The sequence below is a fragment of the Brachybacterium avium genome (assembly GCF_002216795.1).
GTDB classification, from domain to species: Bacteria; Actinomycetota; Actinomycetes; order Actinomycetales; family Dermabacteraceae; genus Brachybacterium; species Brachybacterium avium.
The window spans coordinates 1932072-1951379 of sequence record NZ_CP022316.1; the positions used below are offsets into that span (position 1 = coordinate 1932072).

General features: G+C 69.3%; 13 protein-coding genes and 1 pseudogene. 11 read left to right on the forward strand and 3 right to left on the reverse strand.

What is annotated here, in order from left to right; translation table 11 throughout:
- Nucleotides 1-297: 297 nt before the first annotated feature.
- Nucleotides 298-1068, forward strand: a complete 771-nt coding sequence (locus CFK39_RS08750; protein ID WP_089065144.1) for a glycerophosphodiester phosphodiesterase — start codon at nucleotides 298-300, stop codon at nucleotides 1066-1068.
- Between the two features lie 54 nt (nucleotides 1069-1122).
- Here the strand turns inward: CFK39_RS08750 and CFK39_RS08755 are convergent, their stop codons facing one another.
- On the reverse strand, nucleotides 1123-1782 hold the full coding sequence (locus CFK39_RS08755) for a class I SAM-dependent methyltransferase (protein ID WP_089065145.1): 660 nt from the start codon (nucleotides 1780-1782) through the stop codon (nucleotides 1123-1125).
- Nucleotides 1783-1947: 165 nt separating this feature from the next.
- On the opposite strand from CFK39_RS08755, the gene CFK39_RS08760 reads away from it, so the two are divergent.
- The gene (locus tag CFK39_RS08760; RefSeq protein ID WP_089065146.1) at nucleotides 1948-3258 is read left to right on the forward strand and encodes an acyltransferase family protein; all 1311 of its coding nucleotides are present in this window, start codon (nucleotides 1948-1950) and stop codon (nucleotides 3256-3258) included.
- 65 nt (nucleotides 3259-3323) lie between these two features.
- Here the strand turns inward: CFK39_RS08760 and CFK39_RS08765 are convergent, their stop codons facing one another.
- Nucleotides 3324-6464 (reverse strand): DEAD/DEAH box helicase, encoded by a 3141-nt coding sequence (locus tag CFK39_RS08765; protein WP_089066352.1) that lies wholly within the window; start codon nucleotides 6462-6464, stop codon nucleotides 3324-3326.
- A complete protein-coding gene (locus CFK39_RS08770; protein WP_245822382.1) occupies nucleotides 6461-6895 on the reverse strand; it encodes a (deoxy)nucleoside triphosphate pyrophosphohydrolase in 435 nt (144 codons plus the stop codon). The genes CFK39_RS08765 and CFK39_RS08770 overlap by 4 nt, the downstream gene beginning before the upstream one ends.
- 165 nt (nucleotides 6896-7060) lie before the next feature.
- On the opposite strand from CFK39_RS08770, the gene CFK39_RS08775 reads away from it, so the two are divergent.
- From CFK39_RS08775 to CFK39_RS08815, 9 genes and pseudogenes are all read left to right on the forward strand, one after another.
- Nucleotides 7061-7450, forward strand: a complete 390-nt coding sequence (locus CFK39_RS08775; protein ID WP_089065148.1) for a hypothetical protein — start codon at nucleotides 7061-7063, stop codon at nucleotides 7448-7450.
- 141 nt (nucleotides 7451-7591) lie between these two features.
- Nucleotides 7592-8707, forward strand: a complete 1116-nt coding sequence (locus tag CFK39_RS16475) for a hypothetical protein (RefSeq protein ID WP_177348997.1) — start codon at nucleotides 7592-7594, stop codon at nucleotides 8705-8707.
- 135 nt (nucleotides 8708-8842) lie between these two features.
- Nucleotides 8843-9154 (forward strand): alcohol dehydrogenase catalytic domain-containing protein, encoded by a 312-nt coding sequence (locus CFK39_RS08785; protein ID WP_089065149.1) that lies wholly within the window; start codon nucleotides 8843-8845, stop codon nucleotides 9152-9154.
- Entirely contained in the window at nucleotides 9097-9759 is a 663-nt protein-coding gene (locus CFK39_RS08790) for an NADP-dependent oxidoreductase (protein WP_089065150.1), read from the forward strand. Before CFK39_RS08785 ends, CFK39_RS08790 begins: the two co-directional genes overlap by 58 nt.
- A gap of 114 nt (nucleotides 9760-9873) precedes the next feature.
- Nucleotides 9874-13416 (forward strand): beta-galactosidase, encoded by a 3543-nt coding sequence (locus CFK39_RS08795; RefSeq protein ID WP_089065151.1) that lies wholly within the window; start codon nucleotides 9874-9876, stop codon nucleotides 13414-13416.
- Nucleotides 13417-13564: 148 nt separating this feature from the next.
- A complete protein-coding gene (locus CFK39_RS08800) occupies nucleotides 13565-14134 on the forward strand; it encodes a hypothetical protein (protein ID WP_089065152.1) in 570 nt (189 codons plus the stop codon).
- Between the two features lie 57 nt (nucleotides 14135-14191).
- Nucleotides 14192-15964 carry a glycoside hydrolase family 31 protein gene (locus CFK39_RS08805; RefSeq protein ID WP_157697120.1) on the forward strand — a complete coding sequence of 591 codons (1773 nt, stop codon included), beginning with the start codon at nucleotides 14192-14194 and terminating at the stop codon, nucleotides 15962-15964.
- A gap of 230 nt (nucleotides 15965-16194) precedes the next feature.
- The gene (locus CFK39_RS08810) at nucleotides 16195-18012 is read left to right on the forward strand and encodes a heavy metal translocating P-type ATPase (protein ID WP_420836218.1); all 1818 of its coding nucleotides are present in this window, start codon (nucleotides 16195-16197) and stop codon (nucleotides 18010-18012) included.
- Between the two features lie 160 nt (nucleotides 18013-18172).
- A pseudogene (locus tag CFK39_RS08815) lies at nucleotides 18173-19185 on the forward strand (aldo/keto reductase).
- Nucleotides 19186-19308: the final 123 nt, after the last annotated feature.

Consider the following 19308-nt stretch of genomic DNA (forward strand, 5'->3'; position numbering starts at 1 on the left):
TCTCGAGGACGACGACTGGCCCCATCGTGAGCTGCGGCTCGGCTTCGACACGCACGCTTGGCTGCTGGAGACAGTCGTGCTGATCCTCGAGGACGGTGTGGAGTCCCGATCGCAGTCATTCAGATGGCGTCCCAGTGTGGTGGCACCGCACACTCGCCTGCGACGTGGGGGCACCCAGACCCAGCCGGCCCCGGAGCCTGCTCCCACGCCCCACCTGCAACCGGGACGCGCGGGCGACGGCGTGGGCTGCGAATAGACGGGCCGCCCAAGGAGGACGGCCCTGAGAGGATGGCGTCCATGAGGAGCACCGACCCCGGACCGGACACCGCCAGCGGCGAGCTCTTGATCGTGGGGCACCGCGGCGCCATGACCCACGCGCTGGAGAACACGCTCGCCTCGTTCCAGCTGGCAGAGCAGATGGGCTGCCGGGAGCTCGAGCTGGATCTCCGCCGAAGCGCCGATGACCGCATCGTGGTGATCCACGATGGGACGCTGGACCGCCTTGCGGGCGACGAGGACGGTCGCGGCCTCGGCCCCGTCGCCGATATGACCCTGGAGGAGATCCAGCGGGTGCCGCTGCGGGACGGGCACCGCCTGCACACCTTCGAGGAGGTCTGCGCGGCCACCACCGCAGGCCTGGAGGTGGAGATCAAGGACCCGGCGGTGGTGCCGCTGCTGGCCCGGTTCCTCGAGGCCCGTCCCGAGGTGGTCCGGCGCATGCGCCTGACCAGCTTCCGCGCCGAGGCTCTCGTCCAGGCGCGCGAGCTGCTGCCGCAGATCCCTCGCGGCATGATCGTGCACCGCCTGCCGGTGGGGGAGAAGCACCCCGAGGGCCTGGACGCGCTGCTCGAGCGCACCGCCGCCTCGGCACTGCTCTGCGGCTGGAAGGGCCTCACCGCCGACGCGGTCGCGGCCCAGCACGCCGCAGGCCGGCGCGTGCACGGCTGGCCGCTGCGCACCGCCGAGCAGATGGCCCACGCCATCGCGATCGGCGTGGACGGCACCACGGTGGATGACCCGCAGGCCGCCTTCGAGTGGTACCGGCAGGCGCTCGCCGCGCAGGGCTGAACGGGCTACGAGGCGGGGCGGGCGTCGGCGCGATCGATGCCCCGCCCCGCACGATCAGCGCCGGCGCAGCACCAGCAGCGCGTCCAGGTGCTCGCCCGCATGCCCCTCGGGGTCGAGCGCAGGGCGCTGACGCTCCTCGGCGGTGACCACATCCCAGTCCTCGGCGGGCTGGGCGAGCTGCTGGACCTCCTCGTCGATGCTGACCATCCTCGCGGGATGGTCGGAAGCCCAGGAGGGCGGGGCGGCGTGGGAGGTGACCACCAGGTGCCCGCCCGGGCGCAGCGCTGAGGCCGCCCGGCGCAGGATCGCGGTGCGGTCCAGCGCCACGCTGGACTGGAAGAACGAGGCGGTGACGAGGTCGAGGCTGTGCGGCTCCGGCTCCCAGGTGCTGAGGTCCGTGGCAGTGAAAGTGGCGGCCTCGAGGCCTCGAGCCGTGGCGGCGGCGCGAGCGCGACCGACGGCGGTGGCGGAGATGTCCAGGCCCAGTGCCTGCCAGCCCTGCTCGGCCAGCCACAGCACGTCCCCACCCTCCCCGCAGCCGAGATCGAGCGCCGCGCCCGGGCTGAGGTCGCGGACGACGGACGCCATGGTCTCGTTGACCTTCCCGGACCAGATCGGCTCCCGGCCGGAGTAGCGCTGTTCCCAGTACTCGCTGGGGGAGAGGTCTTCGGAGGGGCCGGCGTGGGCGTGCTCTGCATGATGAGGTGCTGACATGCGGCGAGCCTGGCAGATCCCGCCCCGGCACGGAAGCGCTCTTGCCCAGATGGCACAGCGGCGCCAAGAGGGCGTGCCGCTCGCGCCGCTCCGGTAGATTGCGGTCACAGCCAGCGGCCCCGTCCCGACCGGGATTGGTCGGGGCACTGACGAGGGGACAGGTCGATGACGAGCACCCGCCTGAGCCGCGCCGAGAAGGTCGATGCCGCCACCCCGGCCAGCCGGAACCGCGTGGTCGATTTCCTGCGCGCCGCCGCGATCACCGTGGTGGTGCTCGGGCACTGGACGATCATCGGGGTCGACGCGGACGGCGGCATCCAGCCCCACGGCGTGCTCGACGGTGCCGTCTGGATCCACCCGCTGACCTGGGTGTTCCAGGTGATGCCGATCTTCTTCCTGGTGGGCGGCTACTCCAACGCCCTCTCCTGGCGCTCCGCCCGCCGCAAGGACGTGGGCTACGCCCAGTGGCTGCGTGCGAGGCTGCGGCGCCTCGGGATCCCGCTGATCCCGCTGCTGCTGGCCTGGCTGGTGATCGGGGTGGTGGCCGTCGCCGCCGGGGCGCCGCACGCCACGGTGCAGCTCGCCTCCCAGATGGCGCTGATTCCCACCTGGTTCCTCGCCGCCTACCTGATGGTGATCCTGGTGGCCCCGCCCTGCCTGCTGCTGTGGGAGAGGTTCGGATGGTGGTCGATCATCGGCGTGCTCGCGCTCGCCGGGATCGTGGACGCGGTGAGTCTCGTGGCGGATCAGCCGCTGCTGGGCTACCCGAACTATCTGCTGGTCTGGGCCGCGTTCCACCAGTTCGGGTACGCCTGGCTGGACGGCCGTCTCGCCGGTGCCGGCAGGCGTCTGCTGCTCGCCGGGGTCGGTCTTGCCGGTCTGCTGCTGCTGGTGATCGTGGGCCCGTACCCGGTCTCGATGATCACCTCCGCCGCTGATGACATCTCCAACTCGAGCCCCACCCGCATCACCATGGCGTTCCTTGGGATGATGCAGGCCGGCCTGGTGCTCTCCCTCGAGAAGCCGCTCACCGCGCTGCTGACGAGACCCCGGCTGTGGTTCGTGACAGTGCTGGTGAACCAGCGGATCATGACCTGGTTCCTGTGGCACCTCACCGTGATGGTGGGCCTCGCGCACCTGCTGTTGGCTCTCGATGCAAGGGCGTTGCTGCCGGAGCCGCTCACCGGTGTGTGGTGGGCGACCCGGCCGCTGTGGGCTCTGGTGCTGCTGGCACTCACCGGGGCGGTGGTGCTGGTGCTGGGCCGGTTCGAGGATCCGCGGGCCGACGACAGGCCCGCACCGGCGATGTGGAAGCCGATACTTGCTGCCGTCACCGTGATCGCGGGGCTCGCCGTGATGGCCTCAGTGGGCGTAGTGGGGGAGAGCGGCGTGACCTGGTGGCCGCTACTGCCGGTGGTGGGGATGGTGGGGTTCGGGGTGGTGCGGGCTCCAGGTCGGGCGAAGCAGACGCATTAGAGAACGGTCTGAGGCTGCGCTGCAAGATGGCACATACGAGCTGCTGGTGCGAGTAGCCGCGCGTCTTATGCTGCCGCTTTGGCCTCCAGGAACAGATCGACAGGCATGGTTCGGTCCATCTTCCATACGATCTGCATAGGCCGCGAGCCCGTCGAATGTTCGAATGTTGCTGTGCCTAGGCAGGTGTAGGGCTCGGTGCCAAGGTCGCCAGTTTTCGCCCGGCGAACAAATAGCACCACGTTGCTACCTCGCTCGACGTGCGTGGTGTACCGCTGCCCGGTGGCGCTCTCGGTGCGCGTCGTGCTCTGCGATTCCCAATGGAAGTAGTCCTGGTTGATCGCGTAGTCGCGGTACATCGTGGTCGGCGAGTAGTCCGCTTCCGACTTCTTAAGCGTCACTAGCAGCGCATCTGTTCGTAGTGAAGGTAGCCATTTGACGCCCTCGCGGATCGAACCGGGGGTGCCTTTATCGAGTGTGCCAAGGCCAAGTCCTGCCAGAAGCTCTTCGCGGGAGAACTGTGCGTGCGAGCGGAGAGGCGTGGATGACAAGTTCCCACCGAGTGATCGAGGTAGTGAACGGGATGCCAGCTTGCGATAATCCAGCAAGTCGACAACCTCGGTCACCAGCTGAGGACGGGATCGAATCTGATCCAGGCCCGACCGAATGCCGAGGGTCCCCGAGGGCCAGAAGCTGAAGTAGAGCATCGCGGCGTACAGATCTGATTCGACTCCATGCGGGAGCGACGAAGTAGTGAGCAGATCACGGTAGGCGCGGATGCGGTCCGGATCGTCCACGTGAGTGAGGGCACTGACACGGCGCATGAGTGTCTCGTCGACTTCTGTGCCGACGGAGGAGCGTTCGGCAGGAAAGGCCCAGTCCACGAGGGTTGACCAGCTCGCAGCGCGCTTCTCTCCTTGGAATGTTCGGGACGACGAAGCGTAGATATCTGCGAGCGATCTTTCTGCTTCGTGAAGGTAGCTCCCCAGCGAATATTCGTCAGCGGTGACGTCCGCGGACTTGTGCTGGCGGACGTCCACCACGAGGTCCTTGGTTGATAACTTGAGTTGCTTGCGGATGTTCGTCAGAACGATGTCCTGTGACACTCGATCGAACACGATTTGAGATCCAGGAGGGAGGAATGGGAATCCGGTCCTGACGTTGCGTTCAAGCCTGTTGCGAGAGAGTCCGGTAAGGGCTCGGTACTTCAGGTCGAAGCGGAACTGTTCGTTCTGTAAGCCGACGAAGTCGAGCACCGTGAGAACGGCCTTGTCATCAGCTCGTCGAAGGCCTCGTCCTAGCTGCTGCAGGAAAATCGTTGCGGATTGGGTGGGGCGGAGCATGAGCACGGTGTCGACCATGGGTATGTCGAGCCCTTCGTTGAAGAGATCGACAGCGAAGAGACACGTGAGCTCGCCTCGGCGCAGCTTCTCGAGCCCCTCACGGCGCTCATCACTATGGGAATCTCCGGACAGAGCAAGAGCGGGAAGTCCTGCGGCATTAAAGACCTGCGCCATGTAGCGGGCATGATCGACGCTTACGCAGAAGCCGAGTGCCCGCATTCGCGAGGGGTCAGTGACCTTGTTTTGAACGGTCGACAAGACCTTAGCTGCCCGTGCATCGTTGCCGGTGTAGACCTTGTCGAGCTCTCCGAGATCATACCGTCCACGAGAGAATCGGATGCCACTCAAATCGACCCCGTCGGCGATACCGAAGTAGTGGAATGGGACCAAGAGGTCAGCCCCGAGCGCGTCCCACAGGCGAAGCTCGCTGGCGATCCGTCCATCGAAGAAGGCGGCGGCAACGTCAACTCCGTCAGCACGCTCAGGAGTGGCGGTCAGGCCCAGAAGCTCTCGGGGCATGAAGTGGTCGAGAATGCGACGGTAGGTCGTCGCCTCAGCATGATGAAATTCGTCAATGATGACGACGTCGAAGTGGTCTTCTGCCCACCGGTGAAGTTCCTCGGCCCTTGCGATGGACTGGATCGAGGCGAAGACGTGCTTTCCTCGAGTCGGCTTGAGCCCGCCGACGAAAAGCTCGCCGAAGCTGCCATCCTTGAGGACATCTCGGTAGGTACGCAGCGCCTGTTCGAGGATCTCCTTGCGGTGAGCGATGAAGAGCAGAGAAGGCTGATCGGCAGGGGAGGACCGCAATCGCTTGTAGTCCAGCGCTGCAATGACGGTCTTACCCGTGCCTGTGGCGGCGACGAGGAGATTGCGATGACGGTCATGGATGTCGCGCTCTGCGTCAAGGGCATCGAGCATTTCGCTCTGATGGGGGTACGGGCGAACATCGAGCTGGCTCACGTCGAAAGTTCCGGCGCCGGTACGGCCGCCGTTTTTGGCCAGTAGCGCGTCGAGATACTCCGCGTCCTGGTCGGGATCGTAGGGAGCAAAAGCGGCATCGTCCCAGTACGTATCGAAGGTCGACTCGAACTTATCCAGCAGGCTCGGAGTGGCGTTGCGCGACAGCCGTACGTTCCACTCCAGCCCATCGACGAGCGCGGCGCGACTCATATTGGAACTGCCGACGTAGGCGGTGGTGTAGCCGCTCTTCCGATGGAACATCCATGCCTTGGCATGGAGGTGCGTGGACTGGGAGTCGTAGTTGACCCGTACCTCGGCACCAAGCGCCTTGACGAAGTGGTCGAGCGCCTTGCGGTCGGTGGCGCCGATATACGTCGTGGTGAGCACACGGATCTTCGCACCGCGTTCCGCCGCGGCGCGAAGCGCGTCATCGAGAACACGGATGCCGCTCCACTGCACGAACGCGCACAGTAAATCGATCTGATCCGCGCTGGCCATCTCTAGCCGAAGCTCTGAGCCCAGCTGCGGATCCAACCGGGAGTTCGTGAAGAGGGCGACGCCGCTCAACGGTGTGGAGGGACGCGGGACCACGCTTCCGTGGGGTTCCGTCACGGAGGTGAGAAGGCGGGGGCCAGGAGCGACTGAGGCGTCTCGCTCGGCCGGAGGCAAACTACGCAGGATCTGATTGGCAAGATCAATCTGGCTCTCTTGCGGCGTGTCCTGCAACGCCTTGCTGACCGCACTTGAAATGTGCTGCGTCAGGACATGGGCAACATCCTCAGAGTCGACGTCAGAGGTCAGGGTAGTCAGCCCACCGGCATCAGTGTCGTCGAGAAGGCTGCTCAAACCAGCCGTGACGAGCAGTTCGTACAGCCCGGGATCAAGAGAGCGTGGTGCCGTCACCGCGTGGGCCCCGGAGCAGCCCACGTTTCGGGAAGGGTCAGGATTAAGCGCTCGATGATGGGGACGTCCCCCGGCGCCCACTCGAACTGATCCAGGTCGTTGAGATCTATCCAGGCCATGGCGTCATGATCCGTGCTCGATGTTGGCTCGGTATCAACGAGAGTTGCGGTGTAGCACGACAGCTCGATGACCACGCCGGCAACATCACTGATGCTCTTGTCGACGAACCTACCGACCGAGACATCAATGTCAAGCTCTTCGCGGAGCTCCCTCTTCAAAGCCTCTTCGGGAGTCTCTCCGGGCTCAACCTTGCCGCCAGGGAATTCCCATAAACCGCCAGCGCTACGATCGGTGTTGCGCCTCGCGGCGAAGACCGTGTTGCTCCGTCGGATGATCGCGCCGACCACACGGGTTCTCTTGCTGGTTACCACTGCCGCTCCTCTGCCACTACGGAATCTCTGATCTTACGGATCAGTGCCGACAACGTGCGATTTCCGGCTGGATTAGAGAGCCAATGGTCGCAGGGGACCGTAGTACGTCCGGCCTCCTTGACACACTTTCGCCATGGAGCCCCTCGTCTCTCTGACACCGTCTTCTTGCTCCAGATCTTCGAGGCCGTCACCGTGCTGCACCGGCGCGGCTACCACCGCATCCGCTTCGTGGCGATGTCGTCGCCGAGCGGGCTCGGCGTGCGCATGTTCGTCCGCCGCCAGAGCGAGGTGCCGGGCGGCCACCCGCGCGAGGAGTTCCTCGACCAGGTCGCCCACACCTCGCTGAACGATGCCGACGAGCCCGCCCGCGACTTCGCCGACACCTCGATCCCCGCATGGTGGAGCGCTGAGATGATCGCCGACCAGCTCCTCGCTGTGCTCCCGCCGATCTCACCGCTCGCGGATGACCCCGCCTATGCCGCTGAGCTCGAGGAGCTCTTCGAGCACCACAGAGCTGAGGGCACAGTCCCGCTCACCGAGAGGGACGCTTACTGAGGGTGCAGGGGGCGCGGCTGACTCCGTGCACCTCGGGGAACACTTCTGCCAACCGTACAATTGATGCTTCAACCTGTTTGTGTGTCGGCGTGTGCTCGGCACTCCTTGCCTGCTTGCTGGGCCCAATTCTGGGAGGAATAGATGACTGTGACCACTATGGGCGGCCGGGCCGACTCTGCGCGCCGCCGCCTCGGTCATCGTGCGGGTGGCTTCATGCTTGCCGTCGTGTTCGCGGGAACGCTCGCTGCCTGCGGCTCGACGGATGCCCCGGAGGCTTCGGCCACCTCGGCCGCTGCAGGTGTGGGCGATGCGGGCGGAGCGGCCGAGCCCGCTGAGGTCAAGGTCGAGGCGCCCGACCTCACCGGTGTCTGGCATTCCACCGAGGACAGCGTCTTCGTGCAGCGGGCGACCATCGCGGGTACCGCGATGACCATCGATTGGGTGCCGCAGGACGGGAGCCCGGATTCGAGGCTCTACTGGGTGGGGACGTACGAGGCTCCCGAGGCCGAGGGCTCGCATACATGGACCTCCACCAACGACCACAGCCGCACCGGCGCTGAGCTCCTGGCCTCCAGCGACGACACCAAGGACTTCACCTACGAGGACGGGAAGATCAGCTACGAGGTCTCGGCACTGGGGGAGTCCGGGACCGTGACCCTCGAGCAGACGTCGTCGGAGGTCCCCGCCGATGCGGCCGACTCCGTCGAGGCCCCGGGCGACATCGAGGTGCTCGAGTCCGGGATCGCTGTCGACGGTGACTACGCCTGGGCGAGCGCGGTGGTGAAGCATGAGGGCCTGACGGGCGAGTTCGCCACCGTCCTCTTCAACGTCTACGACGACGAGGACGACCTCATCGTCTCCGAGGAGCAGGTCGAGGAGCTCGGGACAGAGGGCGCCACCTTCCCGGTCGGCACGCAGCTCGAGATCCCCGCAGGCAGCTCCCCGGCACGTGTCGAGGCCACGGTGAGCGCGAGCGACTACGGAAGCAACAGCGAAGCCAGGGCGGGAATCGCCCCGATCGAAGCGTCGGCCGACGACCCGCAGTTCCTCATTCAGAACACGACCGACGAGAACTGGGAGGAGCCGCGCGTCCAGATCCTCTGTCGTGACGATGCGGGTGAGATCGCGGGTGGAGGCTCGGAGTACCCGAACATGATCCCGGCCGGCGGCGAGTTGCTGCTGTCGGACGCATACCTGATCACCAGCGACGAGGCTGCCAGCTGTGAGGCGTACGTCCTGCTTCCGCTGGAGATGTGACGGCTGGTCAGCTCCGCCGCTGAGCATTCCGCAAGGCCCTCCCTTCGGTTCTGCCTGAGGGAGGGCGTGCGTCTGCCTCGCCCGGCAGCCCTCAGCCCTGTACCTCATCGCGGCACCGTGCGTATCGTGAGTCCCATGAAGGCCTACCTCCTGACCGACGCAGATTCCGAGACCATCGCCCTCACCAACGTCCCCGTCCCCACGCCCGGCCCCGGAGAGCTGCTGGTGCGCCTCCAGGCGATCGGGGTCGGGATCCACGACTCCTACTTCCTCCCGCCGGGCGCCGCCGGCGCCCTCCCCATCGGGATCGAGGGCGCCGGAGTGGTCGAGGAGATCGGCGGCGAGGTGCCGGGATATCACCCGGGGACCGGATCGCGTTCGTCAACGTCATGCAGCCCAAGGGTGGGACCTGGGCCGAGTTCGCGGTGGTCGATGCGCACTCGCTGATCCTGCCGCTCCCCGACGGGCTCGACATGGAACAGGCGGCGGCGCTGCCGGTGGCCGGCAACACGGTGCTGCGCGCCCTCGCCCCGCTCGGCGACCTGCCCGCGGGCGCGACGCTCTTCATCGCCGGAGGCGCCGGAGCCATCGGCACGCTCGCGGTGCAGGTCGCGCGGCGCCGCGGATGGCGGGTCGCGGCCTCTGCGTCGGCCCACAACCACGAGTATCTGCGCTCGCTGGGCGCGGAGATGACAGTGGACTATCACGATGATGGGTGGATCGAGGAGATCCGTGGCTGGGCACCGCACGGCGTCGATGCGGCCCTGGCCGTGCACCCCGGCACCAGCGCAGACGCCCTGCGCGTCGTCGCCGACAACGGGAGCGTCATCACCATCTCGGGCGACTCCGAGCCCTCCGAGCGGGGCATCACGCTGTCGATGATCGACTACGCCGCCGACGTGCGCGGTGAGCTGCTGGCGATGATGGAGGGGGTGGTCTCGGGCGCGGTGCATCTGGAGATCGAGCACGTCCACCCGTTCGCGGAGGCCGCCGAGGCGCTCGACCGGGTGCGCACCCGGCACGTGCGCGGGAAGCTCGTGCTGCGCCTCTGAGGCGCAGGCGCCACGGACTGAGTGCTCTGTCGGGTCCCGCGAGACGCCGCAGGAGGCTGTAAAGCGATTTGCTACGGTCGGGGTCACGACAGCCCGCTCGATGAGGAGTCCCGAATGCCGCAGTCCCACCAGTCCGCCTCCACTCTGAGCCGTCAGAGCTTCCTGCGGTTGGGGGCCTGCACCGCCGGAGCGGCCGTCGCGGCTCCGGCCGCCCTCGCTGCGGTCCCCGGCGATGCGCTCGGGCCGACCGCTCCGCAGGGCCGGGAGGCGACGGACGGCCTGCTGCACGGCACCTCGTCCTTCCCCGGCAACGACGGCCGCGCGCACACCGTCACCTGGGACGAGCACTCCTTTGTCGTCGACGACCAGCGCCTGCTGATCTACTCCGGCGAGATCCACCCCTGGCGGGTGCCCGCACCGGCCCAGTGGCGCGACCTGCTGCAGATCGTGAAGGCCGCCGGCTTCACCGCGGTCTCCTTCTACTTCTTCTGGGGCCTGCACCAGAGCGCCCCGGGCGGCGATTTCGACTTCAGCGGGATCCGGGACCTCGACCTGCTGCTGACCATGGCGGCGGAGGAGGGGCTGTACGTCATCGCGCGGCCCGGGCCCTACGTCAACGCCGAGATCTCGATGGGCGGGCTGCCCGCGTACCTGACGAACCGGGCGGCACCGCTGCGCTCGACGGACCCGGAGAACTTCGCGGACTCCTGTGCGTGGCTGAGCGCCGTCAACGAGATCATCGCCCGCCACCAGGTGACCGACGGCGGTGGCAGCGTGCTGATGTACCAGGTCGAGAACGAGCTGTTCGCCGAGAACCCGGAGAGCTCCGCGTTCCTGCGCGGCCTGGCCGATCACGTGCGCTCCACCGGCATCACCGTGCCGATGTTCCACAACGACTACAACCTCGGCGGGCGCTTTATCGATGTCGAGAAGCACCACACCGACTTCTACGCCTACGACCACTACCCGCTGGGATTCAACGCCGGCGGTTCCCGGGCGCGGATCGGCGAGTCCGAGCAGACCTACCGCGAGATCAGCCCCGACACCCCGCAGTTCATCACCGAGTCCCAGGGCGGGGCGTTCACCCCCTGGGGCGCCTCCTTCGACTCCCACCAGGCCTATGAGTTCACCGACCCCGCCTTCACCCGCCAATGGGGGGTGCGGAACCTCGCGGGCGGCGTCACCGCCTTCAACTACTACATGGTCTTCGGCGGCACCAACTGGGGATACACCGGCTCCCCGTCCTCGGGATTCACCAGCTACGACTACGGCGCGGCGATCACGGAGGATCGCGAGCTGACCGAGAAGCTCGCCGTCCAGAAGGAGCTCGGCTACCTGCAGCAGGCCCTGCCGCAGATCGCGTCGATGGCGCCCGTCGCCCCGCAGGCCCTGCGCGAGGTCGACGGCGGCCAGATCCAGGCCTACCAGCGCGCGAGCACCGGCGACGAGGGCTCGGCGACGGACGACGGCCGGCCCCGGCTGCTCGCCTTCCGCCTGGCCGACTCCAACGACGAGACCGACACCCGCTTCGCGACCGCGCTGGTGCTCGGGGATCCCGAGGAGGCCGGTGGGCAGGCCCCGACGGCCGACGACCGCGACCCCGCGATCACGTATGCGGGGGACTGGTCACAGGTCGAGGACTCCACCGCGTCCGGGTCCACCCTGACCCGCACCGAGACGGCCGGCGCCACCGCCAGCTGGACCTTCACCGGCACCGCGGTCGACGTCATCACCGCCACCGGCACCGATCACGGCCGGGCCCGCGTCCTCGTGGACGGGCAGGAGCACGGCACCTTCACCAGCCACGTCGACACCGAGCAGAACAAGCCCTCCCAGGTCGTCAGCTACCAGGTCCAGGGCCTGAGCGCGGGGGAGCACACGATCGTCGTCGAGGCCCTCGGTGAGCCGGCCGAGGGAGCGGAGGGCACCGTCATCGCCCTCGACGGATTCGACGTCCCCACCGGCGGCGAGGACGGGAGCGTCGAGATCCCCGAGGGCGTGGTCGGCTGGGCCCGAGTGCCCCAGGACGAGTCCACCTTCCTGCAGCTGCACGGCCGGGATGCGCTGACCGTCGTCGCCGACACCGTGATCGGCGGCCATGGCCTGCTCTATTCGACCAGCGCCCTGTTCGGCCCGGCCCTGCCGCGGCGGAAGGGCCACCTGCAGTACCTGATCGGCCACGACGGGGACCCGGGCGAGATCGTGCTGCGCTACGCCGCCGAGCCCGAGGTCACCGCCCCCGAGTCCGTGAGCACCACCTGGGACGAGGGGACCGGGCAGCTGCGGATCAACCTCGTCCACAGCGACGAGCCCGTGCAGGTCGAGATCGCCGGCCGCCCCCTGACCTCGGCGGGCAACGATGGCACGAGCCGCCTGGTGCTGCGCGCGATCTCCCGCACCGCGGCCACCACCACCTGGTTCCTCGGCGGCCGCCCGGTGAACCAGAGCACCGTCACTCCCGGCGGCACCGATGCGCACGTCGTCGTCGAGGGCGCGGAGCTGGCTCGCACCGTCGCCTTCTCCCGGGCCGACGCCGAACTCGTCCTCGGCTCGACGGACCGGGCCGAGGTGCGTCTCGACGTGCCCGACGGGGTCCGTCGCGTCATCGTCAACGGGAAGAGCCGGCCGGTCTCCGACGGCATCGCCACGCACCGGCTGGCGGCGCCGGCCGAGCCGGCGGTCCCGGATCTGGCCTTCCGGGTCGCAGAGGGTGCGCCGGAGGCCGCGGCGGACTTCGACGACTCGGCGTGGACGGTCGCCGACTCCACGGAGGGGTCCAACAGCTTCCAGGGCCCCGGGCGCGGAGGCATCGTGCTCGACTCCAACCACTACGGCTTCTTCGAGGGCAGCATCTGGTACCGCGCCGTCTTCACCGCCGGGAAGAGCCGAGAGCTCGTGCTGCGCGGCAACGGGGGCACCGGCCAGCCGGCCCAGGGCCAGGAACCGGCGTTCCTGCAGGCCTGGGCCGACGGCTCCTACCTCGGCGCGGCGCCCGCCGTGGGGAAGGACCAGACCTTCACGCTGCCCGAGGCCGTCGCCGTCCCGGGCGCGGAGACGGTGCTCAGCGTGCTGGTGCACAACCTCGGCCAGAACCTCGACTGGAGCGACAACGGCCTCTCGAAGCAGAACCGCGGTCTGTTCGATGCGGTGCTGCCCGCCACCGGGGAGATCACCTGGCGGGTGCAGGGCGCCGCGGAGATCGACGCCCGGCGCACGCTCTTTAACACCGGCGGTCTGCACGGGGAGCGCCACGGCTGGCATCTGCCCGACCATGACGACTCCGCCTGGGAGGAGGCCTCGTCCCTGGTGGCGGACGCGCCCGGGGTGCGGTGGTACCGCACGAGCTTCGAGCTCTCCACGCCCGACGGCGTGGATGTCGCCTGGCGCCTCGCGCTGCGTTCTCCGCGCTTCGAGGACGGCCGCCGCGATGCCTGCCAAGCGGTGCTGTACGTCAACGGCTGGAACACCGGGATCTATATCGGGGACATCGGCCCCCAGAGCGAGTTCACGATCCCCTCCGGTTTCCTCGACCACAACGGGCCCAACACGCTCGCCGTCTGGGTCGCGGCGAAGGAGGCGGGGGCCGGGCCGGAGGGCATCGAGCTGGTCCCGGTCTTCGCCCGCACCGGATCGATCGGGGCGGCGCCGCTGGTGTGAGGTGGAGGGGGTCCGGGATGCTCGCCGGGCCCCCAGCCGATGCCGGTGGCGCCCCGGATTGAGCAATCTTTCACGTTCCGTGAGCATTCGCCCAGGTGGGTCGATGCACGGGGTGCGCATCCCGGAAGGGCCGTGATACTGATCGATCATGCTCACATCACGCACCCTCCGCACCAGCGCGGCCGCCGCCGCCCTCATCCTCTCCCTCGCCGCCTGTGGCGCCTCGCAGGATGAGAGCCCGACGGCGAGCGACGACGGCGGCGTGGAGGCCTCGGAGACCACGCAGGCTGCGCCGGAGTCGACCGAGGAGGACAGCGAGGCTGCCGAGGACGAGGACGAGTCCTCGCCCGCCGAGGAGGAGACCTCCGAGCAGGAGGACGCGACCGAGGACGCCGCCGCAGACGCGGAGGCCGGCACCCTGACCATCACGCTGGATGGTGAGGAGACCACCTTCACGCCGGACATCGTGCGCTGCAGCGGTGAGCCCGGCACGATCCGCAACGTCATCATCAAGATGGAGGAGGACGAGCTCCCGCTGGTCAAGGTGACGCCGGGCGAGTTCGCCATGGTGAAGCTCGGTAATCAGGGCGAGCCGGAGAAGAGCTCCTCGACGAAGAACATCACCGCCGAGGACGAGACGGTCAGCTTCGACGACGCGAAGATCGGTGACGCCGTGGTCGACGGCACCCTCCCGTGCCTGCAGGTCGAGGACGACTGAACGTCCACCGCGGGGACGATCGCGCCGCGCGGCGCGTGATCCTCGTAGGCTTCCGGGGTGACTTGCGACCCCACCAGTACTGACCGTTCGCCCGAGCCCGCCTCGACGCTGCTGATCCCTCTGCGGGATCAGGAGCGCTGGTGGGGCGGTCGGGTTGCCGACGCGCTCGCCATGCCTTACGGCGCCGCGGAGTTCGCTCGCGATCTCGCCGGTGCCGAGCCCGTCCCGGGCGGTGCCGCCGAGGGCAGCAACCAGGCTTCCCCGCTGCTGCTGTCCAGCAGGGGGCGCCGGGTGCAGGCCGATGGCCCCTTCCGCTTCCGGTTCAGCGAGAGTGCGCTCGAGGTCACCGGTGCGGGCGTGCGCCTGGAGACCAGCGGGGAGAGCCTGCGCTCGGCGCTGCAAGGCGCGCTGGAGGCCGTCGGCCCGCTCGACAGCGCCGCCACCTCGGCCGACGGCCCCGCCCACCCGCCCGGCGACGCCACCTCAGCCGACGGGGCTGCCCATCCGGCCGGTGGCGCTGCCCATCCGGCCGACGCCGCCCAACCGGCCGATACCGCCATGCGCCGTGGCGGCACCATCCGGATCGGCGGCCCGCTGCCGGACCGTGCGCTGTTCACCGGCCCGCAGTACAACTCGTGGATCGAGCAGCCCTTCCTGCCCACCCAGGACGGGGTGCTCGCCTATGTGCGGCGCCTGTTGGACGCCGGCATGCCGCCCGGGGTCGTGATGATCGACGACATGTGGTCGGCCGACTACGGCAACTGGACCTTCGACGCGGCCCGCTTCCCCGACCCCGCCAAGCTGGCGCGCACCCTGCACGACTGGGGATGCCGCCTGATGCTCTGGATGGTGCCCTACATCAGCCCCGATTCCCCCGCCTTCCGTCGGCTCGAGGGCGCGGGCCTGCTGCTGCGCGGGGCCGACGGCCACACTGCCCTGCGCCGCTGGTGGAACGGGGTCAGCGCCGTCCTGGACCTCTCGGAGCCGCGGGCCGTGCAGTGGTTCCACGAGCAGGCAGATGCGCTGCGGGCGCTCGGCGTGGACGGCTTCAAGTTCGACGGCGCCGACGTCGGCGACTTCCGGGACGACGACCTCACCGGCGGGCTGAGACCCGTGGACATGTGCCGCCAGTGGTCGCGCCTGGCGGCGCGCTACCCGCTCAGCGAGATGCGCGCCAGCTGGGACATGGGCGGGCAGCCGCTCGCGCAGCGGGTCCAGGACACCCCGCCCGCCTGGGGCGACGCCGGAATCGGCAGCCTGATCCCGCGGATGATCGCCCAGTCCCTGATGGGCTACCACTACTGCTGCCCGGACATGGTCGGCGGCGGCGAGATCAGCGCCATGCAGGGACAGGCCACCATCGACCAGGAGTTCTTCGTCCGCTACGCGCAGGTCGCGGCGCTGGCGCCGATGATCCAGTTCTCCGCCTCCCCGGCCCGGGTGCTGGACGCGGAGCACCTCACCGCGGTGCGGGCCGCCCTCCGGCTGCGCGAGCATCACCTGGGCCGCCTCCTGGACCTCGCCGAGCACGCCGCCCGCACCGGGGAGCCGATCCTGCGCCCCATGGCCTACCACCAGCCCGGCCTGGAGGACGTCGTCGACCAGTTCATGCTCGGCGAGGACCTCGTGGTCGCCCCGGTGCTCGAGCGGGGTGCGCGCTCGCGCCGCGTCGTCCTGCCCGCCGGCACCTGGGCCGAGGCTGATGGGCGCCGCCACCAGGGGCCGACGACGATCGAGGTCGACGCCCCGCTGACAGCGCTGCCCGTCCTCACCCGGGTCCGAGAGCGTCGGCCCGCAGCCCCGCACAAGGGCGGCGCCGGACCGCGCTGACGTCGGGAGCCCGATTGACCCCCGTCAGGTTCGAGATGATCATGGAGCCAGCCGCCACGATGGCGGCGTGACCAGCTGATCCCTGATCGCGCACCGGTCCCCGCAGCGCGCTCTCCATGCTCATGACGAAGAACGGGGGTGCCGCGGTGCCGGACCAGGCCACCACCACGCGCACCCGCACCTCGCGCTCCGCGACGTCACCGGTGGTGGAGCAGCTCCGCGACCGCGCGATGATGCTCTTCGTGATCGCCGGGCTGGCTGCCGGGGTGATCCTGTGGGCGACCGGCCTGACCACGGCCCTCGCCGTCATCGCGTACCTGGTGCTCGGCATCGTGATCGTGGTGACGGCGATCGAGATGGCGTGGGATCTGCTGCGCGGGCACTGGGGCCTCGACATCCTCGCGGTGATCGCCATGATCGCCACCCTGGCGGTGCAGGAGTACGTCGCGGGGCTGATCATCGCGCTGATGCTCACCGGCGGTGAGGCGCTCGAGGACCTCGCCGCGCGTCGGGCGAGCCGCGAGCTGGACCAGCTGATGAGCCGCGCCCCGGCATTCGCGCAGCGGATCCACCCCGGCACCGGGCAGGTCGAGAGCATCGGGGTCGACGAGGTCCAGGTCGGCGACGAGCTGCTGGTGCGCTCCTCGGAGATCCTGCCCGTGGACGGCGTGCTGCTGTCCGAGCACGCGACCATCGACGAATCCTCGGTCACCGGCGAACCGCTGCCCGCGAGCTATCACGCAGGCGACGGGCTCCTCTCGGGCACCGTGAACAGCACCGCCAGCTTCACGATCCGCGCGCAGAAGGTCGCGGCCGAATCGCACTACGCCTCGATCGTGCGACTGGTCGAGGAGGCGGTCGGCTCCCGCGCCCCGATGGTGCGACTGGCCGACCGGTACGCCGTGCCGTTCACGGTGGTGTCGCTGCTCATCGCCGGCCTCGCCTGGTTCCTCAGCGGCGACCCGGTGCGCTTCGCCGAGGTGCTCGTGGTGGCGACGCCCTGCCCGCTGCTCATCGCCGCTCCGGTCGCCTTCATGGGAGGCATGAGCTCCGCCGCCCGGCTGAACGTCATCATCAAGGACGGCAGCGTCCTGGAGACCCTCGCCCAGGTCCGCTCCGCCGCCTTCGACAAGACGGGCACCCTCACGCAGGGCCGGGCCGACGTGGTGGAGGTCCGCCCCGGAGCCCGCACCGCCGAGGAGACGCTGCGGCTCGCCGCCGCTGCGGAGCAGTACTCCGTGCACGTCTTCGCCGAGGCGGTCATCGCGGCGGCCCGAGCCCGGCAGCTCGCCCTGCCCGAGGTGACGGAGGCGGAGGAGGTCGCCACCCACGGGGTGCGCGCCTCCCTGACCGGGGGCACCGTGGTGCGGGTCGGGAAACCCGCGTTCATCGAGGAGGTGGCCGGACCGATCGACCGCCCCGCCCTCCGCGCCGGGGAGACCGCCGTGTACGTGTCGGTCGATGACGAGCTGGCCGGCCTCCTCATCGTCTCCGACCCGATCCGTCCGCACGCCGCCGAGACCATCGCCCGCCTGCGGGCCGCCGGAGTGGCGGAGATCGCGATAGTCACCGGGGACGTCGCACCGACCGCCGAGTCCGTCGCGCAGCTGGTGGGTATCGGGACGGTCCACGCCGAGACCACCCCGCAGACCAAGGTCGAGATCATCCGCGCGATCCGGCCCCGGCCCGTGCTCATGGTCGGCGACGGGATCAACGATGCCCCCGTGCTGGCCGCCGCGGACGTCGGCATCGCCATGGCGGGCAGGGGCTCGACCGTCGCGAGCGAATCGGCCGCAGCCGTCATCACCTCGAACGACATCGCACGCGTGGCCGACGTCGCCCACGTCTCGCGCCGCACCGTGCACATCGCGCTGCAGTCGATCTGGATGGGCATCATCATCTCGGTGGGCCTGATGCTCGTCGCCGCTTTCGGCTTTCTGCCCGCCGTGGTCGGCGCCCTGCTGCAGGAGGTCGTCGACGTCGTCGCCATCGTCTCGGCGCTGCGCGCGCTCCAGGCCTTCAAAGGGGCGCAGCGGGATCGTCCCTGAGGCGCAGGGACTTTCCTGAGACGCAGGGCCCCGGTGCCTCGGCGGCCGCCCGGCGGCTGCGCGCCGGGCCTCCCGGCTCACTCAGAGCGACATCTGGGAGACTGGGGAGCAGTGCCGCCCGGTCCCGGGCAGCCGGAGAGAGGCAAGGTCGATGATGTCCATGCAGTACCGCACCCCGTCCCGTCTGAGCCGCCCGCTGTCCGTGATCGGGCAGGGCTGCTGGCAGATCGGCGCGGACTGGGGCGAGGTCACGGACGCCTCCGCCCGCAACGTGCTCGATGCGGCGCTCGAGGCCGGGATCACCTTCTTCGACACGGCCGACGTCTACGGCGACGGCCGCAGCGAGCAGCTGGTCGGCGCGATGCGCACCCGGCTCGCCGCGGCCGGGGAGCGGAGGCGCCGTTCGTCGCCACCAAGGCCTCCCGCCGCGCCGACCCCTTCGCCCCGGAGACCTTCACCGAGGAGAATCTGCGTGCCTGGGTCGAGCGCTCCCGGCAGAACCTCGCCATGGACACCCTGGACCTGGTGCAGCTGCACTGCCCGCCGCCGGCGATCTACCGCGAGGACCGCGTGTTCGACGTGCTCGACGCGCTCGCCGAGGAGAAGAAGATCGCCGCCTGGGGCGTCAGCGTCGAGACCTGCGAGGAGGCGCTGATCGGCCTCGAGCGCGAGCATCTCGCCTCGATCCAGCTCATCCTGAACCCCTTCCGCCTCAAGCCCCTGGACGAGGTGCTGCCCGCGGCCGCGGAGAAGGGCGTGGCGATCATCGCCCGCGTGCCGCTGGCCTCCGGGCTGCTCACCGGCAAGTTCTCCCCCGGCAGCCGGTTCGCCGCGGACGACCACCGCAGCTTCAACCGCCACGGCGAGGCCTTCGACCAGGGCGAGACGTTCTCCGGCGTGGAGTACGAGACCGGCCTGACCGCCGTGGCCCGGCTCGAGCAGGCGCTCGACGGTGCGATGTCGCTGGCGGAGGCCAGCCTGCGCTGGATCCTCGCGCAGAAGGGCGTCACCGCCGCCATCCCCGGCGCCAGCAGCGGCGAGCAGGCCCGCCGCAACGCCGCCGCCGGCAGCATCCCCACCGCCGAGCAGGCGGCCGTGCTCGAGCGCTTCGACGCCGCCGTGCACGAGACCTACGACGAGCTGCTGCGCGAGAGCATCCACCCGCGCTGGTGAGCGGAGCGGTAATCGTGCAGGTCAGAGGGGTTCGTGAGGTGGCGCCGTGAGGGGTCCCGAGCGGGCCCCTCTCCCCGGCGCCACCGTATCGACGGCCGCCGGGCACACGATGAACTGATTTCT

Bases quoted from the DNA above. Each gene is read 5' to 3' on its own strand.
- CFK39_RS08755 (WP_089065145.1), bottom strand. From the start codon at position 1,782: ATGTCAGCACCTCATCATGCAGAGCACGCCCACGCCGGCCCCTCCGAA.
- CFK39_RS08760 (WP_089065146.1), top strand. From the start codon at position 1,948: ATGACGAGCACCCGCCTGAGCCGCGCCGAGAAGGTCGATGCCGCCACC.
- CFK39_RS08795 (WP_089065151.1), top strand. From the start codon at position 9,874: ATGCCGCAGTCCCACCAGTCCGCCTCCACTCTGAGCCGTCAGAGCTTC.
- CFK39_RS16475 (WP_177348997.1), top strand. From the start codon at position 7,592: ATGACTGTGACCACTATGGGCGGCCGGGCCGACTCTGCGCGCCGCCGC.
- CFK39_RS08810 (WP_420836218.1), top strand. From the start codon at position 16,195: ATGATGCTCTTCGTGATCGCCGGGCTGGCTGCCGGGGTGATCCTGTGG.
- CFK39_RS08790 (WP_089065150.1), top strand. From the start codon at position 9,097: ATGCAGCCCAAGGGTGGGACCTGGGCCGAGTTCGCGGTGGTCGATGCG.
- CFK39_RS08800 (WP_089065152.1), top strand. From the start codon at position 13,565: ATGCTCACATCACGCACCCTCCGCACCAGCGCGGCCGCCGCCGCCCTC.
- CFK39_RS08750 (WP_089065144.1), top strand. From the start codon at position 298: ATGAGGAGCACCGACCCCGGACCGGACACCGCCAGCGGCGAGCTCTTG.
- CFK39_RS08785 (WP_089065149.1), top strand. From the start codon at position 8,843: ATGAAGGCCTACCTCCTGACCGACGCAGATTCCGAGACCATCGCCCTC.